This is a genomic window from Marinifilum sp. N1E240 (genome assembly GCF_009295825.1).
Taxonomy (GTDB): Bacteria; Bacteroidota; Bacteroidia; order Bacteroidales; family Marinifilaceae; genus Marinifilum_A; species Marinifilum_A sediminis.
Genome location: NZ_WHKF01000001.1, coordinates 238,773 through 257,742, shown reverse-complemented (window position 1 = coordinate 257,742; position 18,970 = coordinate 238,773). Strand labels below are relative to the sequence as shown.

16 protein-coding genes are annotated in these 18,970 nt (G+C 34.3%); 2 read left to right on the top strand and 14 right to left on the bottom strand.

The genetic code is table 11. The annotated features are described in order from the left end of the window. Positions 1-35: 35 nt before the first annotated feature. From GCQ56_RS01040 to GCQ56_RS01025, 4 genes are all read right to left on the bottom strand, one after another. On the bottom strand, positions 36-1,763 hold the full coding sequence (locus tag GCQ56_RS01040; protein ID WP_152732536.1) for a response regulator receiver domain: 1,728 nt from the start codon (positions 1,761-1,763) through the stop codon (positions 36-38). After that, positions 1,756-4,659 carry an ATP-binding protein gene (locus GCQ56_RS01035; RefSeq protein ID WP_152732535.1) on the bottom strand — a complete coding sequence of 968 codons (2,904 nt, stop codon included), beginning with the start codon at positions 4,657-4,659 and terminating at the stop codon, positions 1,756-1,758. Before GCQ56_RS01035 ends, GCQ56_RS01040 begins: the two co-directional genes overlap by 8 nt. After that, positions 4,659-5,732: a DNA cytosine methyltransferase gene (locus tag GCQ56_RS01030; protein ID WP_152732534.1), complete on the bottom strand. Its 1,074-nt coding sequence runs from the start codon at positions 5,730-5,732 to the stop codon at positions 4,659-4,661. The genes GCQ56_RS01035 and GCQ56_RS01030 overlap by 1 nt, the downstream gene beginning before the upstream one ends. A 131-nt stretch (positions 5,733-5,863) precedes the next feature. Then, on the bottom strand, positions 5,864-6,280 hold the full coding sequence (locus GCQ56_RS01025) for a very short patch repair endonuclease (protein ID WP_152732533.1): 417 nt from the start codon (positions 6,278-6,280) through the stop codon (positions 5,864-5,866). Positions 6,281-7,057: 777 nt separating this feature from the next. Here GCQ56_RS01025 and GCQ56_RS01020 point away from each other — a divergent pair. Next, on the top strand, positions 7,058-7,759 hold the full coding sequence (locus tag GCQ56_RS01020; RefSeq protein WP_152732532.1) for a hypothetical protein: 702 nt from the start codon (positions 7,058-7,060) through the stop codon (positions 7,757-7,759). Positions 7,760-8,020: 261 nt separating this feature from the next. Here the strand turns inward: GCQ56_RS01020 and GCQ56_RS20835 are convergent, their stop codons facing one another. The 10 genes from GCQ56_RS20835 to GCQ56_RS00970 all read right to left on the bottom strand — a co-directional run bounded on the left by GCQ56_RS20835 (position 8,021) and on the right by GCQ56_RS00970 (position 18,039). Then, the gene (locus GCQ56_RS20835) at positions 8,021-8,275 is read right to left on the bottom strand and encodes a transposase (RefSeq protein ID WP_227005960.1); all 255 of its coding nucleotides are present in this window, start codon (positions 8,273-8,275) and stop codon (positions 8,021-8,023) included. A gap of 456 nt (positions 8,276-8,731) precedes the next feature. Then, positions 8,732-9,364: a GyrI-like domain-containing protein gene (locus GCQ56_RS01010; protein ID WP_152732530.1), complete on the bottom strand. Its 633-nt coding sequence runs from the start codon at positions 9,362-9,364 to the stop codon at positions 8,732-8,734. Between the two features lie 368 nt (positions 9,365-9,732). Next, entirely contained in the window at positions 9,733-10,926 is a 1,194-nt protein-coding gene (locus GCQ56_RS01005) for a porin family protein (protein ID WP_152732529.1), read from the bottom strand. A 238-nt stretch (positions 10,927-11,164) separates the two neighbouring features. Then, positions 11,165-12,079: a DUF6263 family protein gene (locus tag GCQ56_RS01000; RefSeq protein ID WP_152732528.1), complete on the bottom strand. Its 915-nt coding sequence runs from the start codon at positions 12,077-12,079 to the stop codon at positions 11,165-11,167. A 175-nt stretch (positions 12,080-12,254) separates the two neighbouring features. After that, complete coding sequence (locus tag GCQ56_RS00995; protein WP_152732527.1) at positions 12,255-12,614, bottom strand: nuclear transport factor 2 family protein; 360 nt, start codon at positions 12,612-12,614, stop codon at positions 12,255-12,257. A gap of 18 nt (positions 12,615-12,632) precedes the next feature. After that, the gene (locus GCQ56_RS00990; protein WP_152732526.1) at positions 12,633-12,905 is read right to left on the bottom strand and encodes a hypothetical protein; all 273 of its coding nucleotides are present in this window, start codon (positions 12,903-12,905) and stop codon (positions 12,633-12,635) included. A gap of 12 nt (positions 12,906-12,917) precedes the next feature. After that, positions 12,918-14,675, bottom strand: coding sequence for a tetratricopeptide repeat protein (locus tag GCQ56_RS00985; RefSeq protein WP_152732525.1), 1,758 nt, complete (start codon positions 14,673-14,675; stop codon positions 12,918-12,920). Positions 14,676-14,710: 35 nt separating this feature from the next. Then, complete coding sequence (locus GCQ56_RS00980) at positions 14,711-15,232, bottom strand: hypothetical protein (protein WP_152732524.1); 522 nt, start codon at positions 15,230-15,232, stop codon at positions 14,711-14,713. A 109-nt stretch (positions 15,233-15,341) separates the two neighbouring features. Then, positions 15,342-16,685 (bottom strand): PAS domain-containing sensor histidine kinase, encoded by a 1,344-nt coding sequence (locus GCQ56_RS00975; protein WP_152732523.1) that lies wholly within the window; start codon positions 16,683-16,685, stop codon positions 15,342-15,344. Beyond that, positions 16,675-18,039 carry a sigma-54 dependent transcriptional regulator gene (locus tag GCQ56_RS00970; RefSeq protein ID WP_152732522.1) on the bottom strand — a complete coding sequence of 455 codons (1,365 nt, stop codon included), beginning with the start codon at positions 18,037-18,039 and terminating at the stop codon, positions 16,675-16,677. Before GCQ56_RS00970 ends, GCQ56_RS00975 begins: the two co-directional genes overlap by 11 nt. A gap of 213 nt (positions 18,040-18,252) precedes the next feature. On the opposite strand from GCQ56_RS00970, the gene GCQ56_RS00965 reads away from it, so the two are divergent. Beyond that, positions 18,253-18,942 carry an ABC transporter ATP-binding protein gene (locus GCQ56_RS00965; RefSeq protein WP_152732521.1) on the top strand — a complete coding sequence of 230 codons (690 nt, stop codon included), beginning with the start codon at positions 18,253-18,255 and terminating at the stop codon, positions 18,940-18,942. Positions 18,943-18,970 lie beyond the last annotated feature (28 nt).

Below are 18,970 nucleotides of genomic sequence, written 5' to 3'. Positions count from 1 at the left end.
ATTCGACTTCAATGCTTGACCAAGGGATAGACATATTAATTTTTCACAAAATCAACACCAACTCTGGATGGGTGCCCAAACGCATGGTTTGCAAGCCTTTGAGCATAATCAGTCCTTAAAGTTGTTATATATTCAACATCAAAATAATTTAGATCCTGGTCAAACACCTCTTTCTTAAATTTGTTAGTTATATCCCAAATTCTAATTTTATTATCAATTAGTTTATTATTTTCAACATTATAAACTTTTGGCTTTATGTAAAAAGGTTTATATAAAAAATTACTTAGTAGATCTTGATTATAATTTAATTTCGTCAGGTGCTTTTCTAGTAACTCAATATCTCCTTTAAGTTTTTTAAGATTATCTTCAGAACCAGAAAGATTTAAAGCACCATTTTTTTTCAATTTTGGTTTTTCAATATCTCCCCAATAAACTGCTTTTCCATTGGGTAGAAAACTTAAAAATGCAGTATCTCCTAATTTAAGAGCTAAGTCTATATCATTAAACTCTGAACCTTTTATAAAATAAAAATTGTGATCAATTTTATTTGGATAATAACAATCACATAACGCTGTTACGCATAAATAATAGTCATCATCAGGTCCTTTGAAAATATCGCCAAAATTAAGATTTGGAACACTGTCGGGATGCAGGCTTTTTACAGATACAGCATTATAAAAAACATTCAATTGAAACAAATCCTCATTACTTGGGTTTTTATTTTCCAGCTCTTTGCTCTTCGAATTTAAAAATTTAGAGTCCAACAACTTAAGCTTTGCAGTTCTTAACTTTATAGTTGCTTGTTCTAATAACAATTTCTTAATAGTTGTACCAAAAATATTATCGTCATTAATATGGTTTCTAAATTGGAAAAGAGCTTCTGTCGTCGATTTTAATATAGTTTCATCAATAAATCGTTCATTTGAGTTAAAAACAGATTGCATCTCTAAGCCTAGTAACTGAAAAAAACTTCCAGAATTCTTTACTATAACATCCGATATTCGATTTAAAAGAGTTGTGTAATCTGAGTCAGTATCTGCATCCTTCTTCAGCGTAAGGACAAAAGTATTATTGATTATAAAGGAATCGTTACCTGTATTCAGTACTTCATATTTATTAGCTACTGGGTCAGGAATAATATATTTCTCACTATCAAGTGCTATATATATATAACGGAGTATCATATACTCAGATTTACCCCTCAACCTTTCAACTGGGAAATCTTCGATTTTAATTTCGTTTGACTCTAAAAAAGTTGAAATTTCATCTGTACTTTTATCCCAAACCTCCAGTATTTCCTCACTTGTTATATAATCATAAGTATCCTTTATTACTTCAAATTCTTCCTCACTTATCCCAGAAAAATAAGTATCCAAAAAAAGTGGGATTTCATTAAAATTAGTTGACCTAGAGTATATACAACAAAAATTAACATGAGGGATACTCACCGCTCTATTTAGCAAATTTAAAGAATGTTCTTGTCCTGCTAATTCTGCCAGTTCCCAATCTAAAAAAATAAGATCTCTCCCTTTAAATAAGTAATCCAATGTATTAGAATCCGTAAGATTAGGAATTTCAAATTTATGAATTGCTAGACTTTTTCCGTTTTCTTTAAACGTATTATAAAGATTTACTGACAGAGTTTCTTCTGGTATTTGAGTATCAATTGGCGTTCCTGAATAAAAATCTTTTGCTTTCTCATCAATAAATATAGCGGAATTAATAGATGAGTTTAATATCTCAAATGCTTTTTGGTTATACATTCTCTTCGTTTATTTTGTTTATTACGAAGCAAGCTCCGTTTAAAAGATTATATTTTTTATTATTAGTTGCATAAATATCAAAATCAGCTTCATTTAAACTCTGTTTTGATAAATATAAACCAATACCTCTACCATTTGGTCTTTGAGAATAAAACAATTCAAAGATCCTTTCTAACCTAAAATCAGGTATTTTTTCTCCAGAATTCGCTATAATTATTTCATTTGACTCTGCCCAATAATCAAGCTTTATTATACGCTGTTCTTTGTTTCGCAACCAATAAATAGCATTGTTGATGATATTAATGAATACAGTATGAATTACAGGTTCCTTTATTAACATAGAATGTTTCTGGAAGGAGTCTGACATCTCAAAGCTTATATTATATTCGTTTATTTTATTTTCAAAAAATTCTAATAAATACAAATAGACTACTTCACAGGAAATATCTTTCGTTAATGCTCCAGAAATCCTATAAAGTGGTGACAATAATGCATATTTATCCTCTAACTGTCTAAAGTTTTTTTCTAGGAAACCAAACTCCTTAATTTCACTGGCAAATCCATTATTATTTAACATGCCAATCTGATTATTAATTTTAGCATATAATTGATTAAACTCATGATCAATTATCTCCACTGCAATACCTAATTGGGCTGTATCTCTGGTTTGTTCCCACTGAAATTTCATTTGGTCATATTGAGCTTTGTACGCACCTTGCACCTGTTCTTCGTCAATATCAAATGTTAATATTTTGATATGCTCAACAAGCGGAAATAAAGTCCTTCCAGCCTCCTCCAATAAACTAGTATACTTTTGTTCAATTTCAACTGTATATGCCTTTACCTGATCTTTAGAGACAACACTATTTACTATTTGTTCTTTATTCTCGATTATTGACTTAACTAATCGTCTTGACCTTTCTTTATAATCCTTAGATAATAAATTGATTTTCTCAATAAGTTGTTGATTATAATCATTTAGAGAACTCTCTAATGAAGCAATAAAACCGTTATATTTTTTAGTAAAATCAATTTTCAAGTCTCTTATCTCAAGTTTATCCTGAGATTTCTTTTTTAGTTCCTCCCTTTTGGGAGCTACCAATTCAATATATGCGTTTAAACGACTTTCAAATCTATATAATCGCTCTTTTTGCTTTTCGGTAGGTTTATAACGTCGCGGAACTTTAGGTATTAACTTTAGCAATTCCAAATCCATTCTTTGAAGGTCATCTAAAATACTTTCAACTTCAGAATAAGTAACATTTATATTATTTAATTTTTCATCTAAAAGAAATAGTAATTCTTCGTATTTAGTTTGATGTTTATCTAATCTTTTAGGATAACTATTAAGCGACCTTGTAAATGCTATTTTAGCTGCTTTTTCTCTGGCTTTATCAGCTTTTAAAGCCTCATTCTGATCTCTTACCTCTTTTAATTTATCTCTGAAAATAGGTTGATTAGGTTTAGTTGCGAAGAAATCCTGAGCTAAGGTTATAAAGAAATTTATTGCATCACTAGTAAATGCACGATACTGAGCATTATTTATCAACCCTTCTCGACTTGATTTATCCTTTAATTTTTGGTTTTCATTCCTAGTTAAACCCAAATACCCAAACATTCTTCTATAAGAAAAATAATAGGTTCCTGCTCTTTTTGATCTTCTTAATTCGAAATTCAAGAAATCCGCATTTTCTCTACCATATGGCAAAACACGAAATTCATCTCTAAAAACATATAAACCGCCATATTCTTTAACTTTATTTGAAATTTTGCTAAACTGAATATCGGATAAAAATGATGATTTCTCCTCACCTGGAGAATAACCTAATTCAATTGGAACAACCCCATAATGGGAACGTTTATCTTTTTTTCTAGGGTTTGTATAATTATAATCAATGGTCTTATCAAAGATTCTAATAAATCCATTAAAACTGCCATTACCATCAAAATCTCCCTTTATATAAACATCTGCTAAATCAAAATCTGAATGGTTAAAAAACTCACCTCTAGATTGAAGTAGATCTCTTGTTTCACGATCCTCATGAATATCAAATTTCGTATTTATATTTATTGAGCTTTCTTTAAAAGGATTAGTAAATCCAGTTAAACTTGAAATAACAAAATTATTATCTTCTATGACATCATCATCTTTTTCGGAAAGTTCAATTATCTGATTAATCGGATTAAATGTAAGAAACAAAGATCCATGAGAATCTTCATTATTAAAGAATGAGACTATACGCTGTAAAATCTGAGATTCTAAAAGTGCATCATTAGTTTCTGAAATGATATCAGATTTTAACTTAACCTGCCTGCCTTCCCAAATTGGCTTACCATCTAGATCTTTTTCTTTATTAAAATTTGATAAAAATTCGTCCTTCAAACAACAGAAATCCTCACTTAAATTATTTAAATTTTCGATAGATTTTAAAGGGATGATAATATCATCTAAGTACAAATTGTAGTTTTCCAATAATCTCCAGTCAAAATATACAGCCTGTAAAGGATTGCCGATTTTCTTTGTCAACATCAACATGGGATTACCAAGGTAAGCAACAGATAAACGCCCTATTCCCTTTTCTCCTGCCTTAATACGAGGTCGTTTCCATAAAGTTTCTTCCGACTCAATATCTAAATCTGCTCTTGATTTGGAATCTGTCCCCAAAACCAACCATTTATCCAGAATATCAGAACCAGACATTCCTTTTCCATCATCAGAAATTATGAAATATGATTTAGAAAGTCCATTATATCCTCGTTTATATAAATCGGCACTTAAGTTATCAGCATAAGCATCATAACCATTTTTCCATAGCTCAGTGATTGCTGTTGGTAAATCAGCTATTTGTCCTTTACCTAACAAATCAACGGCTCTTGCTTTTGTTCTAAATTGCATTAACTATGATTTTTGATTATTGCTTGTCCAATTCTTTTAGCGTATTCAGGAGGTACAGCATTTCCAATCTGTCTAGCGATAGCACCATTACTATTAGCTATGAATTTATAATTGATAGGGAATGTTTGTAGAACAGCCCCTTCTCTTAATGATAAAGCTCTATCCTCCTCAGGATGTGCAAATCTACCATTTGAGACACTGTAAAATTTTGTTGTAATCGTTGAAGAAGGTCTATCCCACCATAGGCGACCAAATGTATCTTTAAAACAGTTATCTTTTCCAATAAAACATTTCAATTGTAAACGAAGGATATGGGCAAACCCTAGTCTATTACCACCATCTTTTGCAACATAAGTGAGACGCTCTTTACAAACATCACTTAGGTTTGCTACAGTATGCATGAAATCTGTTTTGTCCTGGTGCCCTGGTTTAACTTTTGGGAAACCATTTTTTTCACCTAGAACATCTCGAACAGTTAGTTTCTTACCTTCGTCTTTTACCGGAAATAATTTTTCTTTTCCAACTCTATTGGCAACTAGTGTAAATCGTTTTCTATTTTGTGGAACACCATAATCGTTAGTATTGTGTACTTCAAAATGAACCTTATACTTATTGCATTCTAACCATTCTATAAATGCCTCAAGCCCGCTCTCTTTTTTCTTTCGTAATACTCCTGGAACATTTTCAACCACTACATAACCTGGCTTGAAATATTTTACAAATCGACTAAACTCCTTTAACAGGTTTTTCGATTTTTCCGATTTCTTTTTATCCGTATTTATTATGCTCCAGAACTGACAAGGGCTACAACCAATTAGCAATAGGTTCTTATCATTTCGTTTTAGCTTAAGTTTTTTTTGAAGTTCTTTTTCTTTTAACTCAAACACATCAGCTTGTATAAACTGAGCTCCATTTATATTTGTTTCGTAGGTTTCCTTACAGGCTCCTTCGTAGTCAATACCTGCCAGCACATCAATCTCAGCTTGTTGCATTCCGCAACTCATACCACCCCCACCGCAGAAGAAATCTACAGCTTTTATTTTTTTATCATTAAGAACTTTGTTCTCGCGCATGTAATCTAGAAAATATTATTTGACCTAATTATTAAAAATAATAATCCTAACAAAAATATACACATTTTTTCAAATCTAACATATTAAAGGGCATTTTATAATAATTATAAAATAAGAAACTTATTAACAATCTAATTCGCAAGGTTTACGCATAGTTCATTGAGGGTTTGCTCTCTTTTCTTAGTTTTTAATTCACACTCCCAAATGATAATTACTCGCCAGCCTTGTGTATTGAGATCTATTTCGGCTTTGCGGTCGCGCTTTTGTGTTCCTTTAATTTTCTGCAGCCACCATTCGGTTCTGGTTTTGGGCAAAATGAAATACTTGCAGCCTTTGTGTCCGTGCCAAAAGCAGCCATTTACAAAAATTGCAGTTTTGTATTTCTTTAAAACAATATCGGGTTTGCCCGGCAGGTCTTTTTGGTTCAGGCGGTAACGAAACCCATTGGCAAACAAAAATTTCCTCACTACCAACTCGGGTTTGGTGTTTTTCGCTTTTATCTGCGACATGTTGTAGGAACGTATTTTAGGTTCGTGAACGTCTGCCATTGTCCGTTATTGCTTTATTGGCAATTTACAAATTCTATTCTTCGTTTGGGCTAATTTATGCTTTGTCGCCACTCCTTTACCTCATTCCTTCACTACTTTATTTATTGCTCCCACAGCTTTACTTTTTGTTGTCGCAAGTTTATTCCATTCCGAGGGAAGCCAATGCCTTGTAAGCAGCGCGGCATTGCAAAGGTGTGGCGACAAGCCACTGGGAAGCGTCGGCAAGCCTTTGGGATGTGACGACAAGCCTCTGGCGTGTACCGACAGTCCTCTGGGATGCGACGACAAGAGATTGGCTTGTACCGACAAGGCATTGGCTTTCGACATCAAACCTTTGGCTTGTTACAACAATTGATTGGCTTGTATCGGAAAGCTGCAAAATTTTGTCGCGGCTTAACAAAATCGTGTCTTAGCTCTTAAACTTGTGGCGCCAGCTCTTAACTATTCACCTTCTGCTCTCAGAAATGTAAGGATGCGTGCAAAGTAGCGTATACTCAGCATAAAATCATCATTTATCCATGCATACCCATCCCCATAAAACGCTAGAGCATCAGTGTTTTAGGTGTTTTTAGTGGGTTTTACCTATTTCACATAGTTTTAATAAATAAAAGTTCGAATTTTGATAAATAAAAACAATAACTCACAGACAACTAGTATTTACAAGGCGTGTGTAAATTTTAACATGTATTAACATATTAAAACTTTGCGATTTTATTGCATATCTCCAAAAAGCCCATTAATTTTCATATAGTAATTCTTAAATATAAACTTATGACTATGGGACAAACAAGAGCTTACAATGGTAGCGATGCTAATTTTATTATTTTTTCAGGACAAAGAATTAACATCATCAAGGACAAACATGATGATTTTATTGCTTTCTCGCCCCACTTTATTCCCGAGAAGCTAGTCGAATTGGAAAGCTTGTACGAAACAGCAAGCAATATCTCTTCGGATAATACCTATATCGACATTCAGGCGAAAGCTACCGAGAATGTAAATACGGAATTGGCAGCCTGTAGTAAATTTTTCCAACGTCGTAAGTTCGATATCGAACTGGCATTCCCAAACGATAAAAAGGTGTGGAATCAGTTTGGTTTTAACGACTACGACGATGCCCGCCGTAGTGGTAAATTGATGTATATTTTTCTTACCGATTTCCACATGATTTCGGATAAGTACAAAGACAGATTGATAGCCAACGGCTGGACCGAGGAGACCTTCACCCAAATTCTAAACCACCGCGACCAGCTAAAAATATATATGGATGAGCAATCGGAATGCATCCTGAATCGTAATCGTGCAACGGAAGATCGCACAATAGCCCTAAATTCTCTGTACGAGAAACTGTCGGTTTATTTTAAAGCTGCCCGTATTATTTACGAAGAGGATGAAGATTTTTTAAAATGGTTCAAATTTCCTGCTCATAGCCCTAAATCCTCATCGGAAGAAGAGGAAGAGGTGGTTGATGAAATGTAGGGTCACGACATGTCGTGACCGTACGAATGGCATGTCCGTACGAATGGCATGTCCGTACGAATGGCATGGCGTGACCGTACGATAATTCATGGCATGTCCGTACGATTGATTAATAAATGTGAAATCCTCCAGAATTATTTTTGGGGGATTCTTGTAGGGACATGCCATGGCATATCCGTACGAATGCCATGGCATGTCCGTACGATAATTCATGGCGTGGTCGTACGAATCAGATCCAATTTGCATTATTTCAAAAAAAGGTCACGACATGTCGTGACCGTACTGACCGTGCGGATTCCAATTGGCAGGATTATTTTTGATGTATTCTGTAATGCGATCGAAAGATGCATCGTTTCGGATGATGTGATCGTAAAATCTGGATTGCCAGGCGAAATGATAAAATTCATTTGTCCTGCACCATCGGGTTAATGTGGATTTAAATTGCCCTATAATGGTGGAAATGGATCCGGGTATGGGTTTGCTGAATTGATTTTTATGTGGGGAACGTGAGGACATGCCATGGCATGTCCGTACGGATGGCCGCACAATTCCGATGATGCCATGAATGTGATTGGGCATGATTATAAATTCGCCCAATTCCACCATTGGAAAATGTTTGGGGATCTCCTTCCAAAACGTGCTTGCTTGTTTCCCGATTTCATTTGCATGAAATACTCCCTTATCAATCTCGCCAAAAAAGCATTCCATTTCTTTTGTACAAATGGTTATGAAATACCAGCCTTCAGCGCTGTAATCAGCATCTTGTTTTCTGATGATTTTGCGGGATTTCATTTGTAGGATATTGAATTGAAATAATAATTGATGATCATGCAATGGCATATCCCTAGGATATGTATCAGGAAATTACAATAATTTATTTATCAATACAATTTTATTGTGGGGTCACGCCATGGCGTGACCGTACGAATGGATGGCGTGATCGTACGAATGGGATGGCGTATTGCGGTGGGGTCATGCCATGGCATGACCGTACGGTTTTGCAATGGGCTGGCGGATGATGGTTTTTAGGTTTTCGGGGGCGGTTCGTTGGGGATCGTTTAGGTAGATTTCGCGATGTTTTCCTCGCAATTCGTAGCCTTGTTCGTGAATGTAGGCGTGTAATTTTTCAATGGTGGGTGCTTCGTCGGCATGGGGTCCTAGGTGCATGATTTGTGCGCTCAGTCCATCGGTATATTCTATCAGTTCCAATTTGGGAAGGGACAGCAATTCCTTTTGTTGACTCAATTCTTCCATGGCTTCCCTCACCAGTTCTTTGGTAATGAAATTGGGTTGCATAATCATGGCACACCACCTCCACTTGTCTATGTTTTCATAGGTAAATTCTTTCATGTTATCCATCCACCAAAGGGCTTCCAGGGGCATTACTCCATAGTCGATCTCTCTGCCTTTTTTAATGTTGAATTTTAGTTTATAAGACAATGAGAAGATGGCTTCAATGGCATTTTTATAATCGGTCGAAGTATTCGGATTGCCCTCTCCGTCACAAATCAGGTAGTTGAAAGATGGAACTTCAAGAATGGAGATGTTTCCTTTTTTTTCGGAATAGAATTGCTCGTACTTTTTCTTCAAATCAACTTTTCTCATGTCTGTCCTTCTTTACATTCAACAACTACTTTCACATTAATGTTTAGGTGTGCATTAACAAGTTAGAAAATGTAGGGCATTGTATTGATATCATTTGAAGGAAACTTTAAGCTTGGGAGGCTATTTAGAATGCCTGATCAGGCTTTGGATGAATTCCAAAAAAAACCTCGGGTTGAAACCCGAGGCAAAGAATAAATTCAACACATCAATTATCCTTTTGTTCTTTGCTACAAGCTATCATCTTCTACAAAACTCCATTTTTATGTAGAGAAGAATATTACAATTTAAATATTGAGTTGTTAAAATGAATGGAAATCATAAAAAAAGACCTGGAAGAGAATGGTATCCTAACAGGTCAATCAAATGATTTAGTTTCTTGAGATTATTAAACCTACAGACATACGACTATTAGCCAGTTCTATTCCACTAACAGAAGAAACTCCGGAAAGCTTATAATAACGACAACTAAGTCCTATATTCATTTTTTTAAATGATTTATAAGTTCCCAGACCGCCCCATACACTTGCTTGATTTTTATTAACTCCTAAATTCACATTATAGATAGGATATGAACCCGTATCATTTATTATGTGAGTAGTATTTGAAAATTTGGCATTAAAATTATATTCGACACACAAGCCCAATTGTCCATACCATGTCCATTTTTTTGCTCTTAAATTGTATCGTAATGATATTGGAATGGATACTTTATTATATTCCAATTTCAAAGCGTGCTTGTAATAAATCGGAGTAGCCTCGCTATATTCAAAGTTTACTCCTGAAAAACTATATTGACTGAATTGAAATTCAGTTTGAAAACTTAATTTATCTGATATCCGTGGAGAAACAACATTCATCATCACACCAATAAATGGAGTCGTATATGTATATTTTGAATCAAAAAAGGATATTGCATCTTCATCAAACACATCTGATTTTAACTTTTCGAATTGTAAACCACCTATTATTCCCAAAGTGATCTTATTCCATTGTTTTTTCTCTTTTGTTACTGTAAAATTATCTCCTTTACATATATTATAATCTGAAATCAATTCAACCAGGCATTTTTCGCTTAACCTATATTGTTTTGGTTTCATTGTACTTGCCTTACAATCCGATAAAATATATGAAAGAGTTCCTTTCCATCGAACCTTGTCTATCTTACTCTCCTCAACATAATCATTCTTCTTTACTCCTTCCGACAATTTATGGATTTTACCAACATTTGTTTTCACATAAAAATCTTTATCATGCTTGTATAGACTAAGGTTCCCTTTAACCAGAATCTCAACAAAAGAGTTAGGAACAATACCAGAAACAAAAGATTTATCATCGATAATTGAATAAGCTATCAATTCTTCAGGAGTATATTTTCTAATTTCTCCATTAGTTTTAAACTTGCATAGTTTATAGCTTTTCAATTTACCACTACAATTTATTTCCCCTCGTATTGTGTCTTTCTCAGATATCACAATATAACCAGTCCTAAAATCATTTTGGGCTCTTAGTGTTAGACCTAACAGTATGAATGCCAATGAAAGGATTCCAGTAATTTTTTTCATAGAATTATTTGTTATTAAGTTAAAGGTGGCGACAAAACTACAAAATATATTGTAAGCAAAATGAATTGGCAAATAAACTCATTTGAGTTAATGTGAAAAATTAGAAACCAAGTAAACCTAAGCACCAGCTACATCAAATAAACCAAGATTAATGAGTAATAACTATTAAAATTGATTTCATAAAAAAAGCTGCAACCCAAATCAGGATTGCAGCTTTACATGTTTTTATTGTACTAGTCTAATTGGTAATTACAGATTTCGATTTTATGCTCATCGGTATACTCATACCTTCGGGCATTTGAGGATTTCCTTTCATGTGTGTGTTTCCATTTAAATCCTGTGTAATGGTTGCTTCAATAATCCAACCACTTTCTTTATCCACCTTAATTTCGGAAATCAGGCTACCATTCAAATCAATTTTTATATCCATACCATTATTCTTAACGTAAGGAGAATTTTCATTGTTGATTAATGTTCCTGTTCCCTGAATTAGGTAATGCGTATCATTTTCAGCTTTAAAGGTAAAATCGGTTTTTAATTTTACCGACATGCCTGCCTCCAGATTTGTTTCGGTATTCCACTTGTCACCAATGGCAACTTCCTCCTCAGGATAAATGGCTGTTACTTGTTCAAAACTTCCGCGGAAGGCTTTCTCACCATAAGATTGTTTCAATTGAGCTATCAATTGGTTTTTTTGTTGCACGTTTAGCTCCATTCCATCAAACATGCCTATAAACAAATTGTCCATATTATTAATCTCAATTACCTTCCCACTTTTGGTCATTTTCACCTGAAATGGCTTATCTGTAAGTTTCGACAGCATGGTAGACATCATATCTTCGGGCTTGGCATTTTCCGAACTAAAGGCCGTTTTTCCTTGAGGCGTTTCCATCTCCATGGCAATATTTTCATAGAAAACATCCATATTGTAATGGTCATCTTTCAGTTCTATCACTTTAAAAGACAAATTGCCTTTTACGGTCATTTCAACATCCATATCCATTCCGTTAAAGTTCTGACTAATGGTCATGTCTGCAACAGAACTTTGATGGTATTCTTTCCCTTGTTCAAGATTTAATGCCAGTTTGTATTTTTTAGCTTGCACACACAAACTTGTACTTAGAATTAATATAGCTAGTACTATTCTTTTCATCTGTTTAAAATTTATTTTTTTTACCAGAAGGAACTTCCCATGAGTTAAATAATAATACCCACATTGGGCTCATTAACTATTTAATCCTGGACGTTACATTTGATATGATTTATTTAGATAATTACTCCTGCTATAAAACTACATGCAATCTTTTTTCTGAGCAATTAATTCCACTTTATTTTTTAGGTATAGCTAAATTGTGCATTCTAAGAAAGGAGAGCTTATCCCAATAGCCTCGTTGCAATTTAATTTTCCCATTTGTAATGTGGAAAAATCCACATCCTCGCAAACCCAAAGGATCCTTCCACTCCAATATTGCCCACTCACCATCCTCAAATATATTTTCAACAATACAGGTCATATCAGCAAGAGCAAATTCTTCTTCAAACATTTTATGAATCGCCTCTTTTCCTTCAATCTCTTTGTTGGCTACCTGATGGTTAATTGCATCATCGTGATAAAATTCAGCAATTCGATCTGCATCTCCCCGGTTGAACACTTCAACCCATTTTTCTACAATTTGTTTTGGATTCATCATCTGTATTTTTATTCACTAGATTAAAAGAAAAAACAATCCAACCATTGCCAAAGTAAAAACAATAATTGTTGTAATGTAGTAACGTAGCTTATCCCTACTGGCTCTTTTGCGAATTTTGCTTTTAACTTTTAACAATTCATCTGGAGGCAGTTTTTTGTATTCCACCATAGTTCGATGCTTGCCATTGGTATCAAATTTATCCGAGTAACTTTTCTTATGAGAATGAAGCTGCTCTCTATTTGCTCGCATTCTCTGAATCATTTGCAACACATGACCTGCGTATGACATATTAGAAAATTTTTAAAGTTTCGCTTTTAGGATTTCCTGAAGAATATATCTGCTTTCAGAGACAAGAATATTTTTATCTATCAAATCATTCAAATCCTGAATTGCTCCATCAATGTCAACCTTCTTTTTGCTTGCCTCATCATAATATCTCAAGTATAATTCATATGCTTCATTAGTTTTACCCAAGCGAAGAGTTGCCAAGGCTTGATTGAACTTAGCGTAATAGGCATTCTCATCCATTGAAATAGCTATTGCCGATAATTCTATACAGTCTTCAAACTGATTTAAGCAGTAATAGGTCCAACCTAAATTACCTATAGCACTACTATTTTTCGGATCAATTTTTTTGGCTGCCAATAGATCAATTTTGGCAGCTTTATAATCTTTTATTTCAATAAAATACTCTGCTCTGGCTAACCTGTTGTAGATATTTTTAGGGTAAAGGGTGACAATCAAATTAAAATCATCAATTGATTTTTTCAGTTCATTTAATTCCAAATAGCAATATGCCCTACTTCTGATCGCTAATTCATACTCAGGATCTATTTTAATTGCCTTAGTATAATACTCAATCGCTTTGGACCAATCCTCTTGACCATAACAACAATCTCCTGCTCTTTTAATGGCATATTCATAATTAGAATCTAATTCATACGCCTTTACAAAATCTTTTTTTGCATACTCGAAACTATCAATTTTAAAATAAGCATCACCTCTATCATCCCAATAATAATCCTTATTCGGATTCAACTCAATTGCCTTGCTGTAGTTATATATGGCTTCGTTATAGTTTTTGAATTTATAATAAACATCTCCTTTTCGATTATAATAATTATCACTATTGGGATAGAGTTCGAGTGCATTATTATAGTAATAGAGAGCACTATCCTTTATTCCACTTTTTGAATAGGTCAGACCTAGGTTTGCATGCCCCCAAACATAAAAAGGATTGATTTCAATTGTTTTTCTATATGAAGCAACTGCCTTTTTATATTGCTTCGAATCATCGTAAATTCGTCCTATTTCGTTCCAGGCTTTGATATAGGAAGGTGATAACTTTATTGCAAATCTTAAATCCTTCTTTGCCTCATCACATAAATCTAATTCCTTGTTGCAAAGTCCTCTTTTTACATAAGCAAATGATGAAGTGGAGTTCAGTTTTATCGCGCGTGTGAAATAATATTTACTCTTAAGCCAATCTCCCGCATTGTATAACATCTCAGCTTTTAATAGGTTAGCTGTAAAAATATCAGGAAAATTCTTAAGCAATTCCTTTAAATATTTATCTGTTTCTTTTGGGTTATTTCTAATACTTGATACAAATACCAATAAACGTAGATTAGTTTCTGGATGTAAACTTTTTACCCATTCTTTTGTAATTAACTTATCTACACCATTAATATCCTGCTTTAAACTTTTCCCAAAAAAATCAAGTAGTAATTCTTTTTGGGCACTAATGACATTATCGTCAACTGCAAGTTTCATTAATTGGAAGAATTCTTGAGATTGATAATCATGAGTTCTTTCCATGTTATTATTTCTATTAATTAAATTTAACCCTTTAACCAATTTAAACATGCCCTCTTCCAGACTATCCTGCATAAGTAAATTTAATCCTTCATAGACGTATTTACCATGATTGAAGTTATCGTATAAGCTTATATTATCAGGTTTCAATAAATTTAAAAAGAGACTATCTTTTTTTTCAATTGCCGATACATGCAACCCAATGCTCAATGCAAAAAGCAAACAAAGAATTTTCAGTTTCATTCTTTTGAATCTTTAAGTATATATTCTAATTGAATTTATTTGGTATTAATAATCACCACACCATCATAATTCTCTGTTGTGTATGGTTTCATATCTTCTTTACCTTTAATAACCGTAATGGATCCTATGGTATTAGGATCAATATCTTTTAACTCCTGAAGAGAGATCACTTTATTATCCAAAAAATACAAGACTTTATGCTTATCAAATGGCAATTTGTCGTCATAAACCTTTTGCTTAGTTTTAACCAGAATAACTCCATCTTTAGCAGGTTCACCATATATCTGTTCAGCCTTTTCCTGATCCATTTTATCAACACTTGCAATTTGATCTCCTTTTAAGGAAAGCTTTTCTGACTTCAACTCCACATCCCACCTTTTCGGTTCCCCATCAATCACCAACATTGGGTGCTTTGAAATTTCTCCCAATTCAGAAAGTTCTGTTATAAATTCTGAGAGATAGTTGCTATTAGTTTTGTCGCCATCCAATAAATACCTGTTTGAAGAGCATGAAGAGAGTATTAATAGTAAAATAATAAGCGTAGGGATGATTTTCATAGGAAGATATAATATAAATAATTAGGTCTATGATAGTAATTTTAAATCTACAAAATAATATCAAATAAATAAAACATATTAATTAGCTATGTGAATCGACAGTACTTATTTACCACCTAATGGTAAACACCGTCTCCCCTTCTTTAGATTTACAGAACAAACTACCACCGTGGGCTCTAATAATCTGACGAGAATAACTCAAACCAATACCCGAACCTTTTTGCTTGGTAGTAAAGAATGGAATGAATATTTCATCGCTAATTTCCTCAGGTATACCCGGTCCATTATCGCTAACTCTAATCTCGGTAAACTGTCCTTTTTTAATTAGATTGATATCGATCTTTGAGCTTTCTGCCTCTCCGTTAAATGCTTCTCGGGAGTTGTTTACCAAATTAATAATTACCTGTATCATCATTTGTTCATCGGCAATAAACTCAAAGTTTTTAGCCGGTAAATTTACCCGCAAGCTTCCCTCAAAATCTTCTTTTATTGGAGATAAGAGGATACTTAATCTATCGATAAAGGATTGTGTTGGAATTTTTGATAGTACCGGTTTTGGTGCTTTAGACAAAACTCTATACGATTGAACAAATCGGATCAATGCTTCACTCATTTCAGTAATCACACCCAAGCCACTTACGGTTTTGGCAACTTTTATTTCGGGTAAATTGGAATCCTCACTCTCTATTTGCTCTTCCCATATTTTCTTTAAGGATTGTGCGATAGAGGTAACAGGAGCAAGTGAATTCATGATTTCATGACTCAAAACCCGAATCAATTTTACCCAGGCATCAATCTCTTTTCGTTCCAATTCCCCTCTAATATCCTGAAGAGTAATCAACTTTACTTTTTCGTTCTCGAGGTTGATTTCAGAACAAGCTGTATTGATTTGAATTTGCTCTTTGCTTGTATTTAAATCAAGAACTACTTTTTGCTTGTTCTGAATGCCTGCAAGATCTCCGGCAAACTTAGAATCAATCCGATTCAACTGACTAATGTGAGTGAAGGTTTTCAATCCAAACAACTCCAGAGCGGCTGCATTTACATCGGTAACATGTGTTTGCTCCGACAAAACAACTACTCCTGTTGAAATGTTCTGTAAAATCTCGCCAAAGTATTTTTCTTTTATTTTTGATTTTACCTGAACCTCCTGCAAAATAAAATTCAGTTCGTTTAAACTTTGATGCAACTCGTTTATAATAAGATTACCTGATTTTTTGGGAAATCTAAGAGTGGTATCCTCATTCTTAATTGCTTTGATAAAGAAATCCATCTGCTTGTGTGTTTTATTCAAAAATCGAATTAAAACCCAAACGGATATCAACAAGAATATAGAAGCAAAAGCCAAGGAATAATAGGCTTTATCAATAATGGAAATTCCAATCCAAACAGAAGATCCAACCAATATTGCCAATCGAAATGTGAGAGCAAGATTATAGTGCTTATAGGTCATACTTTTTTATTTTATTATAAAGCGTTTGTCGACTTATTCCCAACTGATTTGAAACAGCAGATAAATTTCCTGCTTGCTTTTCGATGGCAGCGCCTATCAATTTTCTTTCCATCTCCTCTAAGGTTCCATCAAAACGATTGACTCCAGAAATTTCATCGGTTTTAAAAATAAAATCGGAGCCATTCAACACATGGTTTTCGCTAAGAATAACTGCCTTTTCAATAGCATGCTGCAATTCCCTCACATTACCAGGCCAATGATACCCTTTCAGTTTACTGATTCCGTTCGCACTAATTTTTAATTGATTCTTATTGTATTTGTCAGCATATTTTAAGATGAAGAAATTCGCCAATTCCTCTATATCTTCAACACGCTCACGTAAAGGTGGCAACTCAATCTGTATGGTGTTTATTCGGTATAGTAAATCCTCACGAAATCGACCCTCATTCACCATTTGCTGCAAATTACTATTGGTAGCGCAAACCAAACGTAGATCAACTTCCTGAATAGAATTGTCTCCTACGCGAGTTAATATTCTGTTTTGCAATACCGAAAGCAGTTTTGCCTGCATTGGCATGGTTAAGTTGCCAATTTCATCAAGAAAAAGTGTTCCCCGGTTAGCTGCCTCAATCTTTCCCATTCTATCGGAATGAGCATCGGTAAAGGCTCCTTTCTTATGTCCAAACAATTCGCTTTCGAATAAGGACTCAGCAATGGAACCCATATCCACGCTCACCATCACCCTCTTTGATCTTATTGACAAGCGATGAATTTCCTTAGCCACCAACTCTTTTCCAGTTCCATTTTCCCCGGTTATCAAAACATTGGCATTGGTCTTGGCAACTTTTTCAACCAAATTCAAAACTCGTTCCCATGCAGGCGAGGAACCTATTAAATCTTTATTGTGACCGTTGATTTCTTCAATCAATTGCTTCTCCTTTAGCTGTAAATTCCTCACCTCTTTCTTCGATTGGCTCAGCTTGCAAGCCGTATCAACTGTAGCAATCATTTTTTCATTTTCCCAGGGCTTCAAAACAAAATCGGTAGCCCCAGAACGAACGGCCTTAACTGCCAATTCAACATCCCCATAAGCCGTAATCATGATTACACTAATGCCAGGATTTTGAGATAGGATCTCATTCAACCAAAAGATCCCCTCATTTCCATTGTTGATACCCGCCTTAAAATTCATATCCAGTAACACAACATCGTAATGCTCCGATTGAAGTTCGGACAGTAAAGTCTTAGGGGATGATAAACACTTTAGGTTCTTGCAGTAAGGAGACAATAATAAATCAAGTGCACTTAACACACTTTTATTGTCATCTACAATTAGAATATTGGATTTTTTCATTGGAAAGTATTGCGTTTGACTTGTTCTTTTTGATTGCAGCTCTAATTTAATCAGCTTTTCAAAATATTAGACATACTGTGTCCAATTATTTTACACACCTCAATTAAACAAAGCAGATACACAACTAACACAGTGCAACTTACAACTAACGGCACAACTTTAGATATATGTGATCAATAATTAACAAAGAATTTTCAATTTAAAACAATAAAGATGATTACAACAAAACAACTTTCGAAAGTATTTCAGACTGATGAGATCGAAACTCTAGCCTTAAACAATGTAAACCTTCACATTAAATCAGGTGAATTTGCTGCAATTATGGGACCATCAGGATGTGGTAAATCAACTCTTTTAAACATTCTTGGCTTATTGGATAATCCATCGGAAGGACAATATACATTTGATAAAACGGAAGTTGCTGGATTGAAAGAAGGACAACGTACCGACTTGAGAAAAGGAAATATTGGTTTTGTTTTTCAAAGCTTTAATCTAATTGATGAACTGAATGTATTCGAAAATGTAGAAATGCCTTTGGTGTACCAACGAATTAGCAGCAAGAAGAGAAAAGAGATGGTGAATAAGGTTCTGGATAGAATGAACATGAGTCATCGTGCACAACATTACCCTCAGCAATTATCGGGTGGACAGCAACAGCGAGTTGCCATTGCACGTGCCGTAGTTTCAAACCCAGGATTAATTCTTGCCGATGAGCCAACAGGTAATCTCGACTCAAAAAATGGACAGGAAGTTATGGATCTTCTTACAGAGTTAAACCGCGAAGGAACAACCATTGTAATGGTTACTCACTCCTTAAAAGATGCTGGTTACGCTCACCGAATTATCAATTTGTTTGATGGTAAAGTAGTAACGGAAGAGAGTTTGGTAGCAGAGCATGCCTAGCATAGGAAGATAAGATCCACAAACGCGC